A 17,495-nucleotide genomic window follows, 5' to 3' on the forward strand; every position below is an offset into this window, starting at 1 on the left:
CGGCGCACCTTGCGTGCCGATCAATTGCTCGTAGAACGCGGCCTCGCCGCCTCGCGCTCCCAAGCCGTCCGCCTCATCGCGGGTGGCTTGCGTTGGCGCGACGCCGGCAGCGGCGCCGACTGGCGCATCGTGGGCAAAAACCGCGACGACATTCCAGAATCTGCCGAGCTCGAACTGGACGATGCGGCCGAGTCGCGTTACGTGTCGCGCGGCGGGCTGAAGCTCGACGGCGCGCTGGCCGCGACGGGTGTCGACCCGGCCGGCCGTCGCTGCCTCGACATCGGTCAGTCGACCGGTGGCTTCACCGACTGCCTGCTGCAGCACGGCGCCGTGCATGTGGTCGGGATCGACGTGGGCCACGGCCAACTGCACGACCGCATCCGGGCCGATGAGCGGGTGACCGCCATCGAGAAGGTCAATGCGCGTGCGCTGACGGCCGATGATTTTCCCGAGGACGAGGACCCTGCGTTCGACTTGATCGTCGGCGACCTGTCCTTCATCTCGCTCACGCTGGTGCTGCCGGCCGTGGTGCCGTTTCTTGCGGCCGGCGGCGACCTGCTGATGCTGGTCAAGCCGCAGTTCGAGCTGCAGCCCGGCCAGGTCGGCAAGGGCGGCATCGTGCGCGACGAGGCGATGTACCCGATCGTCGAGCAACGCCTGCGCGACGCCTGTGCCGCGCTCGGCCTGCGCGTGGTGCGCTGGCTCGACAGCCCGATCGCCGGGGGCGACGGCAACCGCGAGTTCTTCATTCACGCCGTCCGCGACGACGGCCCTGCCGGAGCTGCCCATGCAACTTCCGTTGAGCTTTGAATTCTTTCCGACCAAGACGCCCGAAGGCGCGGTGAAGCTGCGCGCGGTTCGCCAGCAGCTCTATGCGATGCAGCCCGAGTTCTGCTCGGTGACCTACGGCGCCGGCGGTTCCACGCACGACGGCACCTTCGCGGCGGTGCGCGAGATCCTGGAAGAGGGTGGCGATGCCGCCAGCCACTTCTCCTGCATCGGCGCCACCAAGGCCACGGTGCGCGCCCAACTCGGTGAGCTCAAGGCCATGGGCGTCAAGCGCCTGGTGGCCCTGCGCGGCGACCTGCCCAGCGGCTATGGCGCCGGCGGCGAGTTCCAATACGCGAGCGACTTGGTGGCCTTCATCCGCGAGGAGACGGGCCGCTATTTCCACGTCGAGGTGGCGTGCTACCCCGAAGTGCATCCGCAGGCGCGCTCGCCGGAGTCGGACCTGAATGCTTTTGCCGAGAAGGTGCGCGCCGGTGCCGATTCGGCCATCACCCAGTACTTCTTCAACGCCGACGCGTACTTCCGCTTCGTCGACGAGGCGCAGCGTCGGGGCATCGCGACGCCGATCGTGCCGGGCGTGATGCCCATCACCAGTTCCACGCAGCTCATGCGCTTTTCCGACGCCTGCGGCGCGGAGATTCCGCGCTGGGTCCGGCTGCGGCTGCAGAGCTACGGCGACGACGTTGCGTCGATCAAGGCTTTCGGCCTCGACGTGGTGACGCGCCTGTGCGAGCAGCTGCGCGACGGCGGCGCACCGGCGCTGCATTTCTACACGATGAACCAATCCGTTGCCACGCTCGCCCTGCTGGAGCGGCTCGGCAGGCGCGCATGACGCTCTGCGGCGCCGGCGGTGTGCCCTGGCGGGCGGGCTTCGCAGTCTTGCTGGCCGGCCTGCTGGTGGGCTGCGTTGCGCCGCCATCGAGCGATGAGGCCCGGCCGTCGGCGCCTGCCGCGCCAGGCCTGCGGCCGCTGACCCGCGATCTGTCGGTGCCGGCCGGGGCCCGTCCCCGTTCGGCCGTGCCGGCCGCGCGCTACGACCTGGCCTCCTCGGGCCAGGACGAGCTCGGCCCCGACGACGGTGTGCCGGGCGACGACGCACCGCGCACCATCTACCAGCGCGGAGGCGCTTCGTGGTACGGCATCGGCTTTCACATGCGCAAGACCGCGAACGGCGAGCGCTTCGACATGAGCTCCATGACCGCGGCGCACCGCACTTTGCCCTTCAACACCGTCGTGTGCGTGCGGAGTCTGGTCAACGGCCGCGAGGTGCTGGTGCGCGTCAACGACCGCGGACCCTTCTCCTCGGGCCGCATCATCGACCTGAGCCGGGCCGCGGCGGAGGCGCTGGACATGGTCAGCACCGGCATCAAGCAAGTCGCGCTGCACGTCGTCGACCAGCCGGGCATGCGTTGCAACGGCGCCGTGGCCGACGTGACGGCATTGCAGCCCAACCCCGATGCCGAGCGTGTGCAAGCCAAGGCGCCGCCGCCTGCCCCCAGGCCGAAGCGCGAGGTCGCGGCGCGGCGCCGCAACTAGCTAGCTAGCGTCGGCGTTCAGCCGCCCGCGTCGAGCGAGAAGGTGGCGTTGCGGTCCTGGCCCAACCGTTCGGCCAACTGCGGCAGTGCCGCCGCCATCTGCGCCTTCAGCGTGTAGGGCGGGTTGATCAGGAACATCCCGCTGGCAGGCAGCCCGGGCCGGCGCGTCTCGCCGGTCGGCGCCGTCACGATCTTGCTCGACTTGACGGTGAGCGTGGCGTGCAGCCACGACTTGCCTGCCTTGGTGGCCATCGTCTTGAGTCGGCGCGGCAGGTCGTGCGCCTCGGGCCGCGGAATGATCGGGTACCAGACGGCGTAGGTGCCGGTGGCGAAGCGCTTGAGCGCCTCGCCGACGAAGTCGAGCACGCGGCCGTAGTCGGTCTTCAGCTCGTAGCTCGGATCGCACAGCACCAGCGCGCGGCGCGACGGTGGCGGCAGGAACTTGGTGGCGCTGCCGAAGCCGTCTTCGCTGAACACGGCGATCTGCCGGCCTGCCTCGAGCTGTGCGATGTTGGCGTTGAGCGTGCGTGAATCGGTCGGGTGCAACTCGAAGAGCTTGAGCCGGTCATGCTCGCGCAGCAGGTGCTGCACGATGAAGGGCGAACCGGGGTAGACCTTGGCGCCGCCCTTGGGGTTGAAGTCGCCGATCACCCCGAGGTAACGGGCGATGGCATCGGCCAGGGGCGCGTCGGTTGTCGCGGCCGCCTTCTTCGCCGCAACGACGGCAGCGACAGGTGGCTCCAGCAGCCGCAGCACGCCCTGCGTGGCCTCGCCGCTGGTGTCGGCGTAGTCGCCGTCGAGCCGGTAGAGGCCGGCACCGGCATGGGTGTCGACCACGGTGAGCGCCGCGTCTTTTTCGAGCAGATGCTCGAGCGTGGCGATCAGCACCGTGTGCTTGAGCACGTCGGCGTGGTTGCCGGCATGGAAGGCGTGGCGGTAGCTGAACATGTGAAATAGTGCCTGGAGAGAAGGAGGGCGATCGCTAGACTCGACCGCTCGTAACATTCGAATACAAGGGGTCGGGATGGCGATTTCGAACTGGCGATTTTGGGGCCTGTGTGCGGGGCTGTGTCTGCTCTCCATTCTCACAGGCTGCGCCTCGGTGGTGCACGGGACGAATCAGGCGGTGACGATCGAGACCTTGACCGCCGACGGCAAGATGATCGAAGGGGCTGAATGCAACGTCGCCAACGACAAGGCCGAGACCGTTGCGCTGTCGGGCTCGAGCGCCCTGGTGCGCCGTTCGGGCGGTACGCTGAACATCGAGTGCAAACAGGCCGGCTACCTGCCGGCCAGCGGTCAGGCGACCTCGCGCATCAACGGCGGCATGGTCGGCAACGTGGTTCTCGGCGGGCTGGTGGGCGCGGCGATCGATTCGGGCACCGGTGCGGGCTTCAACTATCCCAGCTGGATGCAACTGGTCTTCGGCGAGGTGCGCACCTTCGACCGCGGAGCACAGGTTGGCGAGCAGCCACTGGCGGGCGTTCGTGTCGGCACCACCGCGCTGGCCGCTGCGCCAGCAGCCGCCTTACCTGCAGCCGCCGCTCCGGGGGGCTCTGCGGCCACGCCCGTCGCCGCCAACACTTCCTCCACACCGCATGTGTCCATCGACGATCTCCGCGGCTTGCTGCCGAGCAAGCCATGAGCCGCGTACGCCAATCCGCTGCCCTCCGTAGCCTGGCCTTGCTGCTCACTTGCGGGGGTACCGGCGGCAGCGCAACTGCGCTGGAGCCCGATGTGCTTTTCGCCCGCGTTGCGCCCAGCGTCTGGTCGGTGCGCACGCTCGACGCACAGGAGCGCCCCTTGCAAACCGGCAGTGCGGTAGTGGTAGGGCCAGGCCGCCTGGTCACCAGTTGCCGTGTGCTGGCCAAGGCCAGCAGTGTCGTGGTGCGGCAGGACAATGTGAGCTACGGCGCCACGCTCGAATTTCCCGACCCGGTGCGGGATCTGTGCCAGCTCAGCGTGGCGCGCTTTCCCGCGCCGTCGGTCTCCTTCGCACCGCCCGGGCTGGCGCGGCCGGGTCAGCGGGTGTACGCAGTCGGCAATCCGAAAGGATTGGAGAACACGCTGTCGGAAGGCCTGTTGTCGGCGTTGCGCGCCGGTGAGGGTGAGGAGACGCGGCGTCTGCAGACCACCGTCACGGCCGCCCCCGGCGCAAGCGGTGGCGGCCTGTTCGACAGCGAAGGTCGATTGCTGGGCATCCTGGTGGCGGACACGTCTCCCGGCGTGCCGACGGGCTCGGCCATTCCAGCAGAGTTCGTGGCCGATTTGCCGTCGCGCGCACGCGCGGTACTCGAAGCGCGCGCAGCGTCGCCAGCAGCGGCCGGCACGGCCGCTGCAACGGCGATCGAGCCGTCGCGCCCTGCCGCCGAGAAGCTGACCGACGCCTTGCGACCGGGGCAGGCGCTCGAATACCGTCTTACCGACTACCTGACGGGCCAAAGCACCTCCGTGGTGTACCGGCTCGACCGCATCGTCGGAGACGAACTGCTGTTCAACGGCGGCAGTCGGGTCGAGAAGTCCGATGGGCGGGTCGTGTCGATCACAGCGCCAGCAGGCGGCTTCTACGATGCGTCCACGCCGCCGGGCGGTTGGGTGCGGAAAGACGTGCGTCCTGGCATGCGGTGGCATGCGGACTATGTGCCTTCTCAAGGCGGAAAGTGGCGCCATGATCTGGATTTCACCGTTGTCGGTGAGCGCTCGAAGACGATGGAGGGGGTCGAGCTGCGCTTGCTGCAGATCTCCTTCGAGGGATGGATCTACCCGCAGTTCGGAACCTTTTCGGTTCGCGCGGGCGTTCCGTTGTCCGGCGAACTCTTGTACAGCCCGGTGCTCGGTCGCGTGGTGCGCTTCGAATCCCGAACTCGGACCGGCGTGACACCCTCCAGGGAAACCTTCGAATTGGTCCGCGTGCTGCGCTGAACACCGGTGCGCGGGCCGGCTGAGGCCGCTGGCCTGCGATTAGCATCGGGTGCAACATTTCCAACATTCGCACGATGCCCTTCCTTCATCGCCAGCTGGCGCTCATCGCCACTGCCTCCGCATTGATCGCGGCCATGCCTGCCCAGGCACAGTCCACCGTTACCTTGTCCGGGCTGGCCGACGCCTTCATCGGCTCCATCCGGATGGCGGGTGCGCCCGGGCGCGTCGACCAGGTGGGGAGCGGCGGCCTCACGACTTCGTGGTTTGGCATGCGGGGTGTCGAAGACCTCGGTGGTGGGTTGTCCGCGACCTTCGTCCTGGCCTCTTTCATGCGGATCGACACCGGCGAATCCGGCCGTTTCAATGGCGACCCGTTTTTCACGCGTGACGCGAACGTGGGCCTCTCGGGCAGCCTGGGGTCGTTGCGGCTTGGCCGTGCCGCGGCACCGAATTTCATCCCGACCATCCTGACCAATCCCTTCGGCGATACCTCCGCGTTCTCGCCGCTGGTGTTGCATGCGAACGTGAACAACGCCGCATGGTTGCACCGCACCACGCCTTCGGACACGGGCTGGGGGAACCAGATGCTGTACACGACCCCCCGATTCGGCGGCCTGACGGCGACGCTCCAGTACCAGTTCGGCGAACAGCTCAGCACCACGGGCAACGACGGCAAGAAGAATGTCGGTCTGAGCGTTCTCTATTTCAACGGCCCGTGGTCGGCGACGGCCTATTACGAGCGCGATCAGGTGTCGAACTCGGGCACTTCGGCGCCGCTGACGACCGTCGTGGCGGGCATGGCCGTGCCGGAGACCAAGAAGGACTGGATGGTCGGCGGGTCGTACGACCCCGGTTTCGCCAAGTTCTTCGTGACGTATGGCGGTGCCAAGACCGAGGTCGCCGACTACGATGCCAGGACGACATCGCTGGGCGTGTCGGTGCCGGTGGGCGCCGGCGCCATTCTGGCGGCCATTGCCCGCACCAAGGTCGAAGGCGCCTACGACGGCAGTCGCACGACGGGCAGCGTCGGCTACGACTACTTTCTGTCGAAGCGCACCGACCTGTACGCGGTGCTCATGCAGGACCGGATCACGGACCGGAGCCACGGCAACAGCGTCGGCCTGGGCATGCGCCACCGCTTCTGACCGTTGCCTGGTCCCGCTGGCCCCGGGCTGGCAGGGAACTTGCCCGGAGCCCGCCTTTCGTCATAGAATCGCGGGCTTCGCAGCGTTTTGGCAGCCCCGCGGCGAAGTGTGCGAGCCGGTTCCGGTTCGCGATCCCCCACCTAAGAGATTCCCACCAGAGGAAAACCGACCGTGGAAAAGGGCACAGCCACACCAACTCCGGTTGGGCAAACCAAAGTCGAAAGATACTCATGAAAACGTTCAGCGCAAAACCCGCTGACGTGACGCACGAGTGGTTTGTGATTGACGCGACCGACAAGGTCCTCGGACGAGTAGCCAGCGAAGTTGCTCTCCGTTTGCGCGGCAAACACAAGGCCATTTACACGCCTCACGTCGATACCGGTGACTTCATCGTCATCATCAACGCAGCCCAGCTGCGCGTCACCGGCGCCAAGTCGATCGACAAGGTGTACTACCGTCACTCGGGTTACCCGGGCGGCATCAGTGCCACCAACTTTCGCGACATGCAGAACAAGTTCCCGGGCCGTGCCCTGGAAAAGGCCGTCAAGGGCATGCTGCCCAAGGGTCCGCTTGGCTACGCCATGATCAAGAAGCTCAAGGTGTACGGCGGCGCGGAACATCCGCACACCGCACAACAGCCCAAGGTCCTGGAAATCGCAGGCTTGTCCACCAATGCCCAACGTGAGGCCGCCAAATGATCGGTGAATGGAACAACGGCACCGGCCGTCGCAAATCCAGCGTCGCCCGTGTGTTCATGAAAAAGGGCACCGGCAAGATCACGGTCAACGGCAAGGACATCCAGGCCTATTTCGGCCGTGAGACGTCCATCATGATCGCCAAGCAGCCGCTGTTCTTGACGAACAACGTCGAAGCTTTCGACATCATGATCAACGTGGCCGGCGGCGGCGAATCGGGCCAAGCCGGCGCAGCGCGCCACGGCATCACCCGCGCCCTGATCGACTACGACGCGACGCTCAAGCCGGTGCTGAGCCAGGCGGGCTTCGTGACGCGCGATGCGCGTGAAGTCGAGCGTAAGAAGGTCGGTCTGCACTCTGCCCGCCGCCGCAAGCAATTCTCGAAGCGCTGATCTTCGCTGCTGCGCCACTGCATGGCGGCGTTGCAAATCCTCGCCGGACGGGAGTCCGGCTCCGGTTTGCGCCTTGCCCTGCAGCGGCTCGCGACGCGAATATCCGCACTTCGTACGTGCTGAAAGCCGCCCCTCGGGGCGGCTTTCTTGCTATTGAAGTAGCATTGAAGTCATTGGCCGCCCGAATCGGCCCACCCCCCACAGGAGTAAGCCATGAGCGCTGTTGCCGAAACCATCCAGATCCCGACCCAGATGCCCGAGCCGATCGTCTTCACCGACAGCGCGGCCGCCAAGGTGGCCGATCTGATCGCCGAAGAGGGCAACCCCGAGCTCAAGCTGCGGGTGTTCGTGCAGGGCGGCGGTTGCTCCGGCTTCCAGTACGGCTTCACCTTCGACGAGATCACCAACGAAGACGACACGACCATGACCAAGAACGGCGTGTCGCTGTTGATCGATGCGATGAGCTACCAGTACCTGGTCGGCGCCGAGATCGACTACAAGGAAGACCTTCAGGGCGCGCAGTTCGTGATCAAGAACCCGAACGCCACCAGCACCTGCGGCTGCGGCTCGAGCTTCTCGGCCTGATGGCTGGATGCTGCTGACCCAGCGTCCTCGATAAGCCGCCTCCGGGCGGCTTTTTGCTGCCCGTCGTTCTTCCCATCTTCCTGCTTTCTCATGACGCCAGAGGCCATCCCCGTCGCCCCCGTCCGCAAGAGCCTTCTCTGGCTCGTCGCCGTCGGCTTCTTCATGCAGACGCTCGACGCGACCATCATCAACACGGCCCTGCCGGCCATGGCCGCCGGCCTGGGCGTCAGCCCGCTGCGCATGCAGTCCGTCGTGGTGGCCTATTCGCTGACCATGGCGATGCTGATCCCGGCATCGGGCTGGATCGCCGATCGCTTCGGCACGCGGCGCATCTTCTTCTCGGCGATCGTGCTGTTCGTCCTCGGCTCGGTCGCCTGTGCGCTCTCGCAAGGCCTCGGCCAGCTCGTGGCCGCCCGGGTGGTGCAGGGGCTCGGCGGCGCGCTGCTGCTGCCGGTGGGGCGCCTGGCACTGCTGCGCACGGTGCCCCGGGCGGACTTCCTCCAGGCGATGAGCTTTGTCGCCATCCCCGGGCTGATCGGGCCACTGCTCGGTCCCACGTTGGGCGGCTGGCTGGTGCAGTACGCGTCGTGGCACTGGATCTTCCTGATCAACGTGCCGGTCGGCCTGCTGGGCTGCATCGCGACGCTGCGGTTCATGCCGGACCTCCGCGGCGCCGTGCTCCGGCGTTTCGATGCCACCGGCTATGCCATGCTGGCGTTCGGCATGGTGGCGATTTCGCTCGCGCTCGACGGCGTGGCTGAACTCGGGCTTCGGCAGGTGAGCGTGTTTGTGCTGCTGGTGTTCGGCTTTGCCAGCCTGACGGCCTATTGGCTGCAGGCGGCGCGCAAGCCTGATCCGCTGTTCTCGCCCGTGCTGTTCAAGGTGCCGACGCTCAGCATCGGCCTGCTCGGCAACCTGTTCTCTCGCCTGGGCAGCGGCTGCATGCCCTTTCTCGTGCCGCTGCTGCTGCAGGTGTCGATGGGCTACTCGCCCTTGCACGCGGGCCTGATGATGTTGCCCATCGCAATGGCGGGCATGGCGATGAAGCGCTTCACCACGCCGCTCATCACGCACTTCGGCTACCGCCGGGTGCTGGTCGCCAATACCGCGCTGGTCGGCGTCACGATGGGCTGTTTTGCGCTGACGGCGCCGGGGCAGCCGGTCGCGCTGCACATCGTCCTGCTGCTCTGCTTCGGGGCCGTGAACTCGCTGCAGTTCACGGCGATGAACACCGTCACGCTGCGCGATCTCGACAGCAGCATGGCCAGCAGCGGCAACAGCCTGCTGTCGATGGTCCAGATGCTGGCGATGAGCCTGGGCGTGGCGGCCGCCAGCTCGGTCCTCGGCGGCTATACGGGCATCTTCGGCGGTGCCGCGCCCGTCGATACCCTGCATGCCTTCCAGGCCACGTTCGCGACCATGGGCCTGATCACACTCGCCTCGGCGTTGATCTTCTGGCACCTGCCACCCGAAGCGCGAGCCGTGCAGCCTCCGCAGCCCGAGGTCTCGGGGCACGGCTGAGCGCCCTGCAGCAGGGCGTCAGGCGGGGTAGAGCGCGCCCAGCACCCGTGCGCCCCGCGCGCCGGTCACGCTCGCCAGGTTGCCGGGCTCCCGCCGGACCGTGGCCCGGGCCAGCCAGGCGAAGGCCGCGGCCTCGACCTGCTGCGGCGGCAGGCCGCGTTCAGCGGAGGCGCACACGATCAGTTTGGGCAGCAGGGCGGCCAGGCGCGCCATGAGGTGGTCGTTGAGCGCGCCGCCGCCGCAGACGATCAGTGCCGTCGCGTCGCCGCCGTACAGGCGCACGTCGTGCGCGCACGCGGATGCCGTGAGCTCGGTGAGCGTGGCCTGCACGTCGACCGGGGCCAGGGCCGTGTCGCCCAGCACGGCGTCGAGCCAGCCAGGGTGGAACAGGTCGCGGCCGGTGCTCTTGGGGGGCAGTTGCGCGAAGAAGGGCTCGGCGCGCAGCCGCGCCAGCAACAGCGGGTCGACGCGGCCGCTGGCCGCCCACCGGCCGCCGTCGTCGAAAGGCCGGCCGGTGTGCAGGCGGCACCAGTGGTCCATCAAGGCGTTGCCGGGGCCGCAGTCGAAACCGAGCACCGTGCCACCGTCGGCAGGCAGCACGCTCAGGTTCGAGATACCGCCGATGTTCAGGACCGCGAGGGTCTGGTGCGCCTGGCCGAACACGGCGCGGTGAAAGGCGGGCACCAGCGGCGCGCCTTGACCGCCGGCCGCCAGGTCGCGGCTGCGGAAGTCCGCCACCACCTCGATGCCGCACAGCTCGGCGAGCAGGGCGGGGTTGTTCAGCTGCAGCGTGTAGCCGACGCCGTCGACCACGCCGGGCTGGTGCCGAACGGTCTGGCCGTGGGCGCCGATCGCCGTGACGTCGGCGGGCGAGCAGGCGGCGTCGTCCAGCAGTTGCCGCACCACGTCGGCATAGAGGCGCGCCAGGCCGTTGGCTGCCAGGGCCGCGCGGTGCAATTCGTTCTGGCCCGGCGTGTTGAGCGCCAGCAATTCGGCACGCAGATCGTCGGGAAAGGGCGCGCTGGCATGCGCCAGCACGGCGATGCACCCCCCGCCGAAGTCGGCCATGACGCCATCGACCCCATCGAGCGAGGTGCCCGACATCAGGCCGATGAAGCGTTCGGCCATGCGCGCTCAGCGAGGCGTCGGGGAGCGGCTCAGTCGGCGCTCGCCTGGACCACCGAGAAGGCGGCGGCCAGCTCGCGGCGCGTGGCGATCGCCTGGCGCTCGAAGACCGGGCGCACCGCAGCGCTGATCGGCGTGCCGCCGTCTTGCTGCGCGATGTTGGCCGGGTTGGTGTACTCGCCGTTCACACGGAACTCGAAGTGCAGATGCGGGCCCGTGGCCCAGCCGGTGGACCCGACCGCGCCGATGAACTGGCTCTGGCTTACGGCCTGACCAACCTTCACGTCGATGCGGCTGAGGTGCGCATAGACGGTTTCCTGGTTGCTGCGGTGCTTGACGATGATGATGTTGCCGTAGCCGTTCTGCCGGCCGGCGTATTCCACCACGCCGTCGCCGACGGCCCGCACCGCAGTGCCGGTCGGTGCCGCGAAATCGATGCCGTTGTGCTGGCGCCAGGTGTTCTGGATGGGGTGGATCCGCATCGCGAAGCCGCTCGAGATGCGCGAGAACTCGACCGGCGACGACAGGTAGGCGCGCAGCAGGCTGTCGCCGTTCGGGCGGTAGTAGCCGCCCTTCTTGCCGGGTTCCTGGAACCACATCGCCTGGTAGATCTTGCCGTTGCTCTCGAACTCGGCCGACAGCACCCGGCCGCTGCGCAGCGACTGGCCGTCGGCCTCGAAGGTTTCGTAGACCACGGCGAAACGGTCGCCCTTGCGCAGTGCGCGGAAGTCGACGTCGGCGGAGAAGATGTCTGCCAGCTGGCTGGCGACCGCATCGGGGATGCGGGCCTCATCGGTCGCGGCAAAGAGCGAGCTGCGCACCACGCCGCTGGCGAGCCGGCTCGCGGCCGTGAGCCGGTCGGCCTCGGTGCGGATTGTGAAGCCCTTGCCGCTGGTGTCGCGGGCGATCACCAGGCGTTTGAAGCCGCCATCACCGTCGGGAATCCAGCGTGCGCTCAGGCGTTGCAGGGTGTTGTCGCGGGCGGCTTCGGCCGTCACCGAGCGGCCGGTCCGGTTGAACAAGGCACCCCGTGCTTCGGCATTGCCGCGCACGAAGGCCGCCGCGGCCGGGTCGGCGATGCCCAGGCGCTTGAGCAGCGCGTCGATGGTGTCGCTGGCCCGGGTCAGTTCCGTGCGGAAAAGTGTGAAGTCGTGTGTGTCGAGCGCCTCGACCTGATCGGCATAGGCCAGAGGCTGAACGGCTTCGAGCACTTGCCGGACCGGCAGGTCGGCCACGTCCGGGCCGAGCGATGCCACGGCGAAGGCGCCGCCACCTGCACACAGCAGGAGCGCGCCAATCGCGGCACTGATCTGCTTCGGATAGGTGCGGAAGGTATGTGCGACACGGGAAGCCAGCAGCTCCTCGGCAGCGAGAATGGCGTTGATCAACGTCTTAAAGCCCTGTTTCGGTTCGGCGGGTCCTCAGCACTGAACTCGCGTGGCGAGGCTGTAGGACGGAGCGGAAGAAAAGCGCCGCTTAGAATCCGACGCTTGGAAAGTCGGGCTGAGTATAGCTTCGGCCATACGCAAAACTGCCAAAAAAACCCAATGAAGCCCGAGTTTGTTACAAGCCAAAGTCTTTCCGATGCTGTAGGACGTGCGCTCGACATCTCCCTGCGGGGGGCTGACGAGTTGCTCCCCCAAGAGGAATGGGTGCGCAAACTGCAGCGTGCCGAGGCCAGCGGCGTCCCTTTGCGCATCAAATTGGGGCTCGATCCGACGGCGCCGGACATCCACATCGGTCACACGGTGGTCTTGAACAAGCTGCGTCAGCTGCAGGATCTGGGCCACACCGTCATTTTCCTGATCGGCGACTTCACCAGCACCATCGGCGACCCGTCCGGCCGCAACAGCACCCGTCCGCCGTTGACCCGCGAGCAGATCGAGGCCAACGCCCAGACCTACTACCGCCAGGCCAGCCTGGTGCTGGACCCGGCGCGCACAGAAATTCGCTACAACTCCGAGTGGAGCGACCCGCTGGGGGCGCGCGGCATGATCCAGCTGGCCGCCAAGTACACCGTGGCGCGGATGATGGAGCGCGACGACTTCACCAAACGCTTCAAGGCCGGCCAGTCGATCTCGGTGCATGAGTTCCTGTACCCGCTGATGCAGGGCTACGACTCCGTGGCGCTCAGGTCGGACCTGGAACTCGGCGGCACGGATCAGAAGTTCAACCTGCTCGTCGGGCGACATCTCCAGCAGGAATACGGCCAGGAGCCGCAGTGCATACTCACTATGCCGCTGCTGGAGGGCCTGGACGGCGTTGAGAAGATGTCCAAGAGCAAGGGCAACTACATCGGCGTCACCGAGGAGCCGAACACCATGTTCGCCAAGGTATTGTCGATTTCCGACGACCTGATGTGGCGCTGGTACACACTGCTGAGCTTCCGTTCGATCGCCGAGATTGAATCGCTGAAGGCCGAAATCGCCGGGGGCCGCAACCCCAAGGACGCGAAGGTGGCCCTGGCGAAGGAAATCACCGCGCGCTTCCACAGCGTGGCCGCGGCGGAAGTTGCCGAACAGGACTTCGCGAACCGCAGCAAGGGCGGCGTGCCCGACGAGATTCCGGAGGTGACGCTGTCGGGTGCCCCGCTGGGCATTGCGCAACTGCTCAAGCAGGCCGGCTTGGCGCCGTCGACCTCGGAAGGCAACCGCCTGATCGATGGCGGCGGCGTGCGCGTCGATTCGGCCGTCGTGAGCGACAAGGGCCTCAAGCTGCCGGCCGGCAGCTACGTGGTGCAGGTCGGCAAGCGCAAGTTCGCGCGGGTGCTGCTGGGCTGAAGCGCACCGGCGCTCAGCGGACCTCGATCGTCACGCGCCGGTTGCGCGGCTCCTCGACCTCGTCGGCGGTCGGAACGATCAGATTGCGTTCGCCCCGGCCGACCGCCTGGATGCGGCTGGCGGGAAAACCGCGGTCCGCGAACATCTGACGCACTTCCTGGGCGCGTCGGCGCGACAGGTCATCGTTGCGTTCCAGTGTGCCCATCGTGTCGGTGTGGCCGGTCACCACGATTTCACCGCCGTTGCGCGCGGCGGCGGCGGCCAGCGCTTCGCTCATCGTGACTTGCGATTCGGGCGTCAGAGCCGTTTCGCCGGCACTGAAATAGAGGGTGTAGCGCTGGGGCGGCGGCGGCACCATGTCGAACAGGCTGCGATTTTCAGCTTCGATGCGCGCCGGATCGGCCTGGTCGACCACCGGCGCACCGGTGTTGTTGCGGCTGGCGGTGGCTCGCTGATACGGCTTGCCCAGTACCTCTTCGCCGCCATTGGAACGGACCACCACGGCCGATGGTCGGCCATCGGCCTGCGGAAGGAGCACGACGCGGGTGCCGCTGGACGAGCACGCCGCGATCAGAAAGCTGGTAAAGACAGTGGTAGCGAGTCGGTGGAAGGTCACGGTTGGGCGTCGGCCTGCACGATGAAGTCGGTGCCGCGGATGCCGATGGTAGCCGTCTGGGTCTCGACGCGGACCGCATCAGGCTGCTTTTTGCCGATCAGGCCCGTGATCATGCGCATCGAGCCGCGCAGCAGGGACACCAACAGGCCGCCATCCTGGGTGGTGGCGTCGAAATGGAATTCCTTCACGTCCAGCCGCGATGAGGGGCCGACCACCATCGTCGTACCGTCGCGCAGCACCACGCTCGCGGCCGAGTCCGTACCGGTGAGCACGCGGTCGATGGGCATCAGCACGTCGCCGGGCGATGCGGCGCGCTGGGCGCCGGAGGCGCTGAGCAACTGCACGTCGCCGCGCACCGCCTTGATGGTGCCGGCCTGGAGTTCGGGCGGTGTGGCCGTCGCCTGCGCGAACGCGGCGCCGCTGGCCAGGGCAAGGATGCACAGAAGGGTCGGGATCCGATGGTTCATGGTCACTCCTGGAACGGTGTCGCCACGAGGCGAGGCCCGGCATGGTACGCGACCGCATCGCCGCGTTGATCAGGTCGCGATAATTCAGCTCCCTTGTGCGGTCTAGTACCGCTTTTCCCTCTGCCCATGCCTGCTCCTGCACCTTCTTCATCTCTTCGCTGGAGCCCCAAGGCCTTGCTGCGCGTCTCGGTCGCCGTTGCGTTGGTGACCATCGTGCTCAAAGGGGCGGCGGGCTACGTGACCAATTCCATGGGCCTGATCTCGGACGCCATGGAGTCCTTCGTCAACCTCGCCAGCGCGATGTTTGCACTGGCCATGGTGACGATCGCCGCCCGCCCGGCGGACGAAGACCATCCGTACGGGCATCACAAGGCGGAGTACTTCTCGTCCGGTTTCGAAGGCATCCTGATCATCGGTGCGGCGCTGGCCATCGGGTGGGCGGCCATCGTGCGGCTGATGTCGCCGCAGCCCATCGAACAACTCGGCTGGGGCCTGGCGCTGTCGATCGTCAGCTCGATGCTGAACGCGGCGCTGGCCGTCGCGATGTTCCGTGCGGCGCGCGCGCACCGATCCATCGCACTCGAAGCCGACGGCCGGCATCTGGTCACCGACGTGTGGACCTCGGCCGCCGTGGTGATCGGGATCGTCGCGGTGCACTTCACCGGCTGGCTGTGGCTCGATCCGCTGCTGGCCATCGGGGTCGCGCTGAACATCGTGCGCGAGGGCGCGCACCTGGTCTGGCGTTCGTCGCAAGGCCTGATGGACCAGGCGCTGGATGCGCCGTCGCTCGCCGCGATCGACGCCGCGCTCGCGCGCTTTTCCGAGCAGGCCGACGGCGCGCAGCTGCGCTTCGACGACATCGTCACACGCAGCGCGGGACGCCGCCGTTTTGCCGACCTGCACATGCACGTTCCCGGCGATTGGTCGCTGCAGCGCGCGGCGGGGCTGCGCGATGCGCTCGAGCAATCGCTGATGGATGCGGTGCCGGGCCTGCGCGTCACCATCCAGCTGCTGCCGCTCAACATGGAAGCGCGCGCGGTGCGCATGGGGGAGCATGAATGAAAGCCGTGCTGCAACGCGTGCGCGAAGCGCGGGTGGAGATCGCCGGCGAAACCGTCGGCGCGATCGGTGCAGGCCTGCTGGTGCTGCTGTGCGCCGAGCGCGGCGACACCGATGCGGTGGCCGACCGGATGCTCGCCAAGATCCTCAAGCTGCGCATCTTCTCGGACGACGCCGGCAAGATGAACCGCAGCGTGCAGGACATCGGCGGCGGCCTGCTCGTCGTGAGCCAGTTCACCCTGGCCGCGGACGTGAGCGGCGGCAACCGACCGAGCTTCACGCAGGCGGCCGCACCCGATGAAGGGCGGCGTCTCTACGACCTGTTCGTGGCGCAGGCGCGCGCTGCGCATCCCGTCGTGGCGACCGGCGTGTTCGCCGCCGACATGCAGGTGCACCTGGTCAACGACGGCCCCGTGACGATCCCGCTGCAGATGACGGCGTAGCGCCGTCGCGTCTACTTGCCGTAGGGGCTGCGGATGCCCATTTCGGCGAGGATCTCGATCTCGTAGGCCTCCATCTCGTCGGCGTCGGCATCGCCGGTCTCATGGTCCCAGCCCTGTGCGTGCAACGTGCCGTGCACCAGCAGGTGTGCGTAGTGGTCGGCCAGCGTCTTGCGGTTCTCCTTCGCCTCGCGTGCCACCACCGGCGCGCACAGCACCAGGTCGGCCATCACCACCGGCGCCTGCGCGTAGTCGAAGGTCAGCACGTTGGTCGCGTAGTCCTTGCCACGGAATTCGCGGTTGAGCTGCTGGCCTTCTGCCGCATCGACGATGCGCACGGTGATCTCGCCGTCGATGTCCAGCGCATGCCGGATCCAGCGCGTGACGCGGTGCCGTGGCAGCGCGGCGCGGTGCCGCTCCACGCCGGTGAAGCGCCCGAACTGCAGCGACAGCGACAGCGCCGGCAGCGCCATCACTCGGCTCCCGCGCGTTTGCGCTGGCCGTCGTAGGCATCGACGATGCGCGCCACCAGCGGATGCCGCACCACGTCCGCACTGCTGAAGCGCGTGATCGCGATGCCCTTCACGCGCTTGAGCACGCGCTCGGCGTCGATCAGCCCCGACAACTGCGACTTCGGCAGGTCGATCTGGCTCACGTCGCCGGTGACGACGGCCTTGGCGCCGAAGCCGATGCGCGTGAGGAACATCTTCATCTGCTCGGGCGTGGTGTTCTGCGCCTCGTCGAGGATGACGAAGGCGTTGTTGAGCGTGCGCCCGCGCATGAAGGCCAGCGGCGCAATCTCCAGCGCGTTGCGCTCGAAGGCCTTCTGCACCTTGTCGTAACCCATCAGGTCGTACAGCGCGTCGTACAGCGGGCGCAGGTAGGGGTCGATCTTCTGGTTCAGGTCGCCCGGCAGGAAGCCGAGCCGCTCGCCCGCCTCGACCGCCGGGCGGGTCAGCACGATGCGCTGCACCGCGCTGCGCTCCAGCGCATCGACCGCGCAGGCCACGGCAAGGTAGGTCTTGCCCGTGCCCGCCGGGCCGATGCCGAAGGTGATGTCGTGCTTGGCGATGTGGTCGAGGTAGGCCGCCTGGGTCGGCGTGCGGGCTCGCAGGTCGGCACGGCGCGTGACCAGCATCGGGCCGGCCTCGCCGTTCTCGGTCATGCCCGAGTCGCTGGCCAGCGTGAGCTGCACGACAGCCGGGTCGATCGGCCGCTCGGCGATCTCGTACAGCGCCTGCAGCACCTCCATCGCCTGGTCGGCGATGGCCTTCGGGCCTTCGACCTTGAACTGCTCGTGGCGGTGCGCGATCGTCACGCCCAGCGTGTCCTCGATGCGGCGCAGGTGCTCGTCGAGCGGCCCGCACAGGTGGCCGAGGCGCACGTTGTTGAGGGGCTTGAAGGTGTGGCGAACGATCAAAGGA

At 67.6% G+C, this 17,495-nt stretch carries 20 protein-coding genes; 13 read left to right on the forward strand and 7 right to left on the reverse strand.

From position 1 onward, the window contains the following. Positions 1-9 precede the first annotated feature (9 nt). Genes ACSFA2_RS20270 through ACSFA2_RS20280 form a run of 3 tightly spaced genes read left to right on the forward strand, consistent with a single transcriptional unit; the run spans position 10 to position 2,325 of the window. On the forward strand, positions 10-810 hold the full coding sequence (locus ACSFA2_RS20270) for a TlyA family RNA methyltransferase (RefSeq protein ID WP_435457131.1): 801 nt from the start codon (positions 10-12) through the stop codon (positions 808-810). Beyond that, positions 788-1,621 carry a methylenetetrahydrofolate reductase [NAD(P)H] gene (metF, locus tag ACSFA2_RS20275; RefSeq protein WP_435457132.1) on the forward strand — a complete coding sequence of 278 codons (834 nt, stop codon included), beginning with the start codon at positions 788-790 and terminating at the stop codon, positions 1,619-1,621. The genes ACSFA2_RS20270 and metF overlap by 23 nt, the downstream gene beginning before the upstream one ends. Continuing rightward, entirely contained in the window at positions 1,618-2,325 is a 708-nt protein-coding gene (locus ACSFA2_RS20280; RefSeq protein ID WP_435457133.1) for a septal ring lytic transglycosylase RlpA family protein, read from the forward strand. Before metF ends, ACSFA2_RS20280 begins: the two co-directional genes overlap by 4 nt. Positions 2,326-2,342: 17 nt before the next feature. On the opposite strand, the gene ACSFA2_RS20285 is transcribed toward ACSFA2_RS20280, so the two are convergent. Beyond that, positions 2,343-3,272, reverse strand: coding sequence for a 23S rRNA (adenine(2030)-N(6))-methyltransferase RlmJ (locus ACSFA2_RS20285; protein WP_435457134.1), 930 nt, complete (start codon positions 3,270-3,272; stop codon positions 2,343-2,345). Between the two features lie 76 nt (positions 3,273-3,348). On the opposite strand from ACSFA2_RS20285, the gene ACSFA2_RS20290 reads away from it, so the two are divergent. The 7 genes from ACSFA2_RS20290 to mdtD all read left to right on the forward strand — a co-directional run bounded on the left by ACSFA2_RS20290 (position 3,349) and on the right by mdtD (position 9,584). After that, the gene (locus ACSFA2_RS20290) at positions 3,349-3,969 is read left to right on the forward strand and encodes a hypothetical protein (protein ID WP_435457135.1); all 621 of its coding nucleotides are present in this window, start codon (positions 3,349-3,351) and stop codon (positions 3,967-3,969) included. Next, positions 3,966-5,246 (forward strand): S1C family serine protease, encoded by a 1,281-nt coding sequence (locus tag ACSFA2_RS20295; RefSeq protein WP_435457136.1) that lies wholly within the window; start codon positions 3,966-3,968, stop codon positions 5,244-5,246. The genes ACSFA2_RS20290 and ACSFA2_RS20295 overlap by 4 nt, the downstream gene beginning before the upstream one ends. A gap of 74 nt (positions 5,247-5,320) precedes the next feature. Then, positions 5,321-6,391, forward strand: a complete 1,071-nt coding sequence (locus ACSFA2_RS20300; RefSeq protein WP_435457137.1) for a porin — start codon at positions 5,321-5,323, stop codon at positions 6,389-6,391. 230 nt (positions 6,392-6,621) lie between these two features. Further along, positions 6,622-7,089, forward strand: a complete 468-nt coding sequence (rplM, locus tag ACSFA2_RS20305) for a 50S ribosomal protein L13 (protein ID WP_262073483.1) — start codon at positions 6,622-6,624, stop codon at positions 7,087-7,089. Then, positions 7,086-7,478: a 30S ribosomal protein S9 gene (gene rpsI, locus ACSFA2_RS20310; RefSeq protein ID WP_162569459.1), complete on the forward strand. Its 393-nt coding sequence runs from the start codon at positions 7,086-7,088 to the stop codon at positions 7,476-7,478. The genes rplM and rpsI overlap by 4 nt, the downstream gene beginning before the upstream one ends. A gap of 213 nt (positions 7,479-7,691) precedes the next feature. After that, positions 7,692-8,063, forward strand: coding sequence for an iron-sulfur cluster insertion protein ErpA (gene erpA / locus ACSFA2_RS20315; protein WP_435457138.1), 372 nt, complete (start codon positions 7,692-7,694; stop codon positions 8,061-8,063). A gap of 90 nt (positions 8,064-8,153) precedes the next feature. Beyond that, positions 8,154-9,584 carry a multidrug transporter subunit MdtD gene (gene mdtD / locus ACSFA2_RS20320; RefSeq protein ID WP_435457139.1) on the forward strand — a complete coding sequence of 477 codons (1,431 nt, stop codon included), beginning with the start codon at positions 8,154-8,156 and terminating at the stop codon, positions 9,582-9,584. An 18-nt stretch (positions 9,585-9,602) separates the two neighbouring features. Here the strand turns inward: mdtD and ACSFA2_RS20325 are convergent, their stop codons facing one another. Both ACSFA2_RS20325 and ACSFA2_RS20330 read right to left on the reverse strand, forming a co-directional pair. After that, positions 9,603-10,712 (reverse strand): anhydro-N-acetylmuramic acid kinase, encoded by a 1,110-nt coding sequence (locus ACSFA2_RS20325; RefSeq protein ID WP_435457140.1) that lies wholly within the window; start codon positions 10,710-10,712, stop codon positions 9,603-9,605. 29 nt (positions 10,713-10,741) lie between these two features. Beyond that, the gene (locus tag ACSFA2_RS20330; protein ID WP_435457141.1) at positions 10,742-12,097 is read right to left on the reverse strand and encodes a peptidoglycan DD-metalloendopeptidase family protein; all 1,356 of its coding nucleotides are present in this window, start codon (positions 12,095-12,097) and stop codon (positions 10,742-10,744) included. A gap of 159 nt (positions 12,098-12,256) precedes the next feature. Between ACSFA2_RS20330 and tyrS the strand changes: the two genes are divergently transcribed. After that, positions 12,257-13,489, forward strand: a complete 1,233-nt coding sequence (gene tyrS / locus ACSFA2_RS20335; protein ID WP_435457236.1) for a tyrosine--tRNA ligase — start codon at positions 12,257-12,259, stop codon at positions 13,487-13,489. A gap of 13 nt (positions 13,490-13,502) precedes the next feature. Here the strand turns inward: tyrS and ACSFA2_RS20340 are convergent, their stop codons facing one another. Continuing rightward, entirely contained in the window at positions 13,503-14,105 is a 603-nt protein-coding gene (locus ACSFA2_RS20340; protein ID WP_435457142.1) for an OmpA family protein, read from the reverse strand. Then, positions 14,102-14,572: a FecR family protein gene (locus ACSFA2_RS20345; protein WP_435457143.1), complete on the reverse strand. Its 471-nt coding sequence runs from the start codon at positions 14,570-14,572 to the stop codon at positions 14,102-14,104. The genes ACSFA2_RS20340 and ACSFA2_RS20345 overlap by 4 nt, the downstream gene beginning before the upstream one ends. 126 nt (positions 14,573-14,698) lie before the next feature. On the opposite strand from ACSFA2_RS20345, the gene ACSFA2_RS20350 reads away from it, so the two are divergent. Together ACSFA2_RS20350 and dtd are read left to right on the forward strand one after the other, a co-directional pair. Next, complete coding sequence (locus tag ACSFA2_RS20350; RefSeq protein WP_435457144.1) at positions 14,699-15,634, forward strand: cation diffusion facilitator family transporter; 936 nt, start codon at positions 14,699-14,701, stop codon at positions 15,632-15,634. Then, positions 15,631-16,074, forward strand: coding sequence for a D-aminoacyl-tRNA deacylase (gene dtd, locus ACSFA2_RS20355; protein WP_435457145.1), 444 nt, complete (start codon positions 15,631-15,633; stop codon positions 16,072-16,074). The genes ACSFA2_RS20350 and dtd overlap by 4 nt, the downstream gene beginning before the upstream one ends. 11 nt (positions 16,075-16,085) lie before the next feature. On the opposite strand, the gene ybeY is transcribed toward dtd, so the two are convergent. Continuing rightward, a complete protein-coding gene (gene ybeY / locus ACSFA2_RS20360) occupies positions 16,086-16,544 on the reverse strand; it encodes an rRNA maturation RNase YbeY (RefSeq protein ID WP_435457146.1) in 459 nt (152 codons plus the stop codon). Then, positions 16,544-17,491: a PhoH family protein gene (locus ACSFA2_RS20365; RefSeq protein WP_435457147.1), complete on the reverse strand. Its 948-nt coding sequence runs from the start codon at positions 17,489-17,491 to the stop codon at positions 16,544-16,546. The genes ybeY and ACSFA2_RS20365 overlap by 1 nt, the downstream gene beginning before the upstream one ends. Positions 17,492-17,495: the final 4 nt, after the last annotated feature.

It is taken from the genome of Variovorax cryoconiti (genome assembly GCF_051216395.1).
Lineage (GTDB): Bacteria > Pseudomonadota > Gammaproteobacteria > Burkholderiales > Burkholderiaceae_C > Variovorax.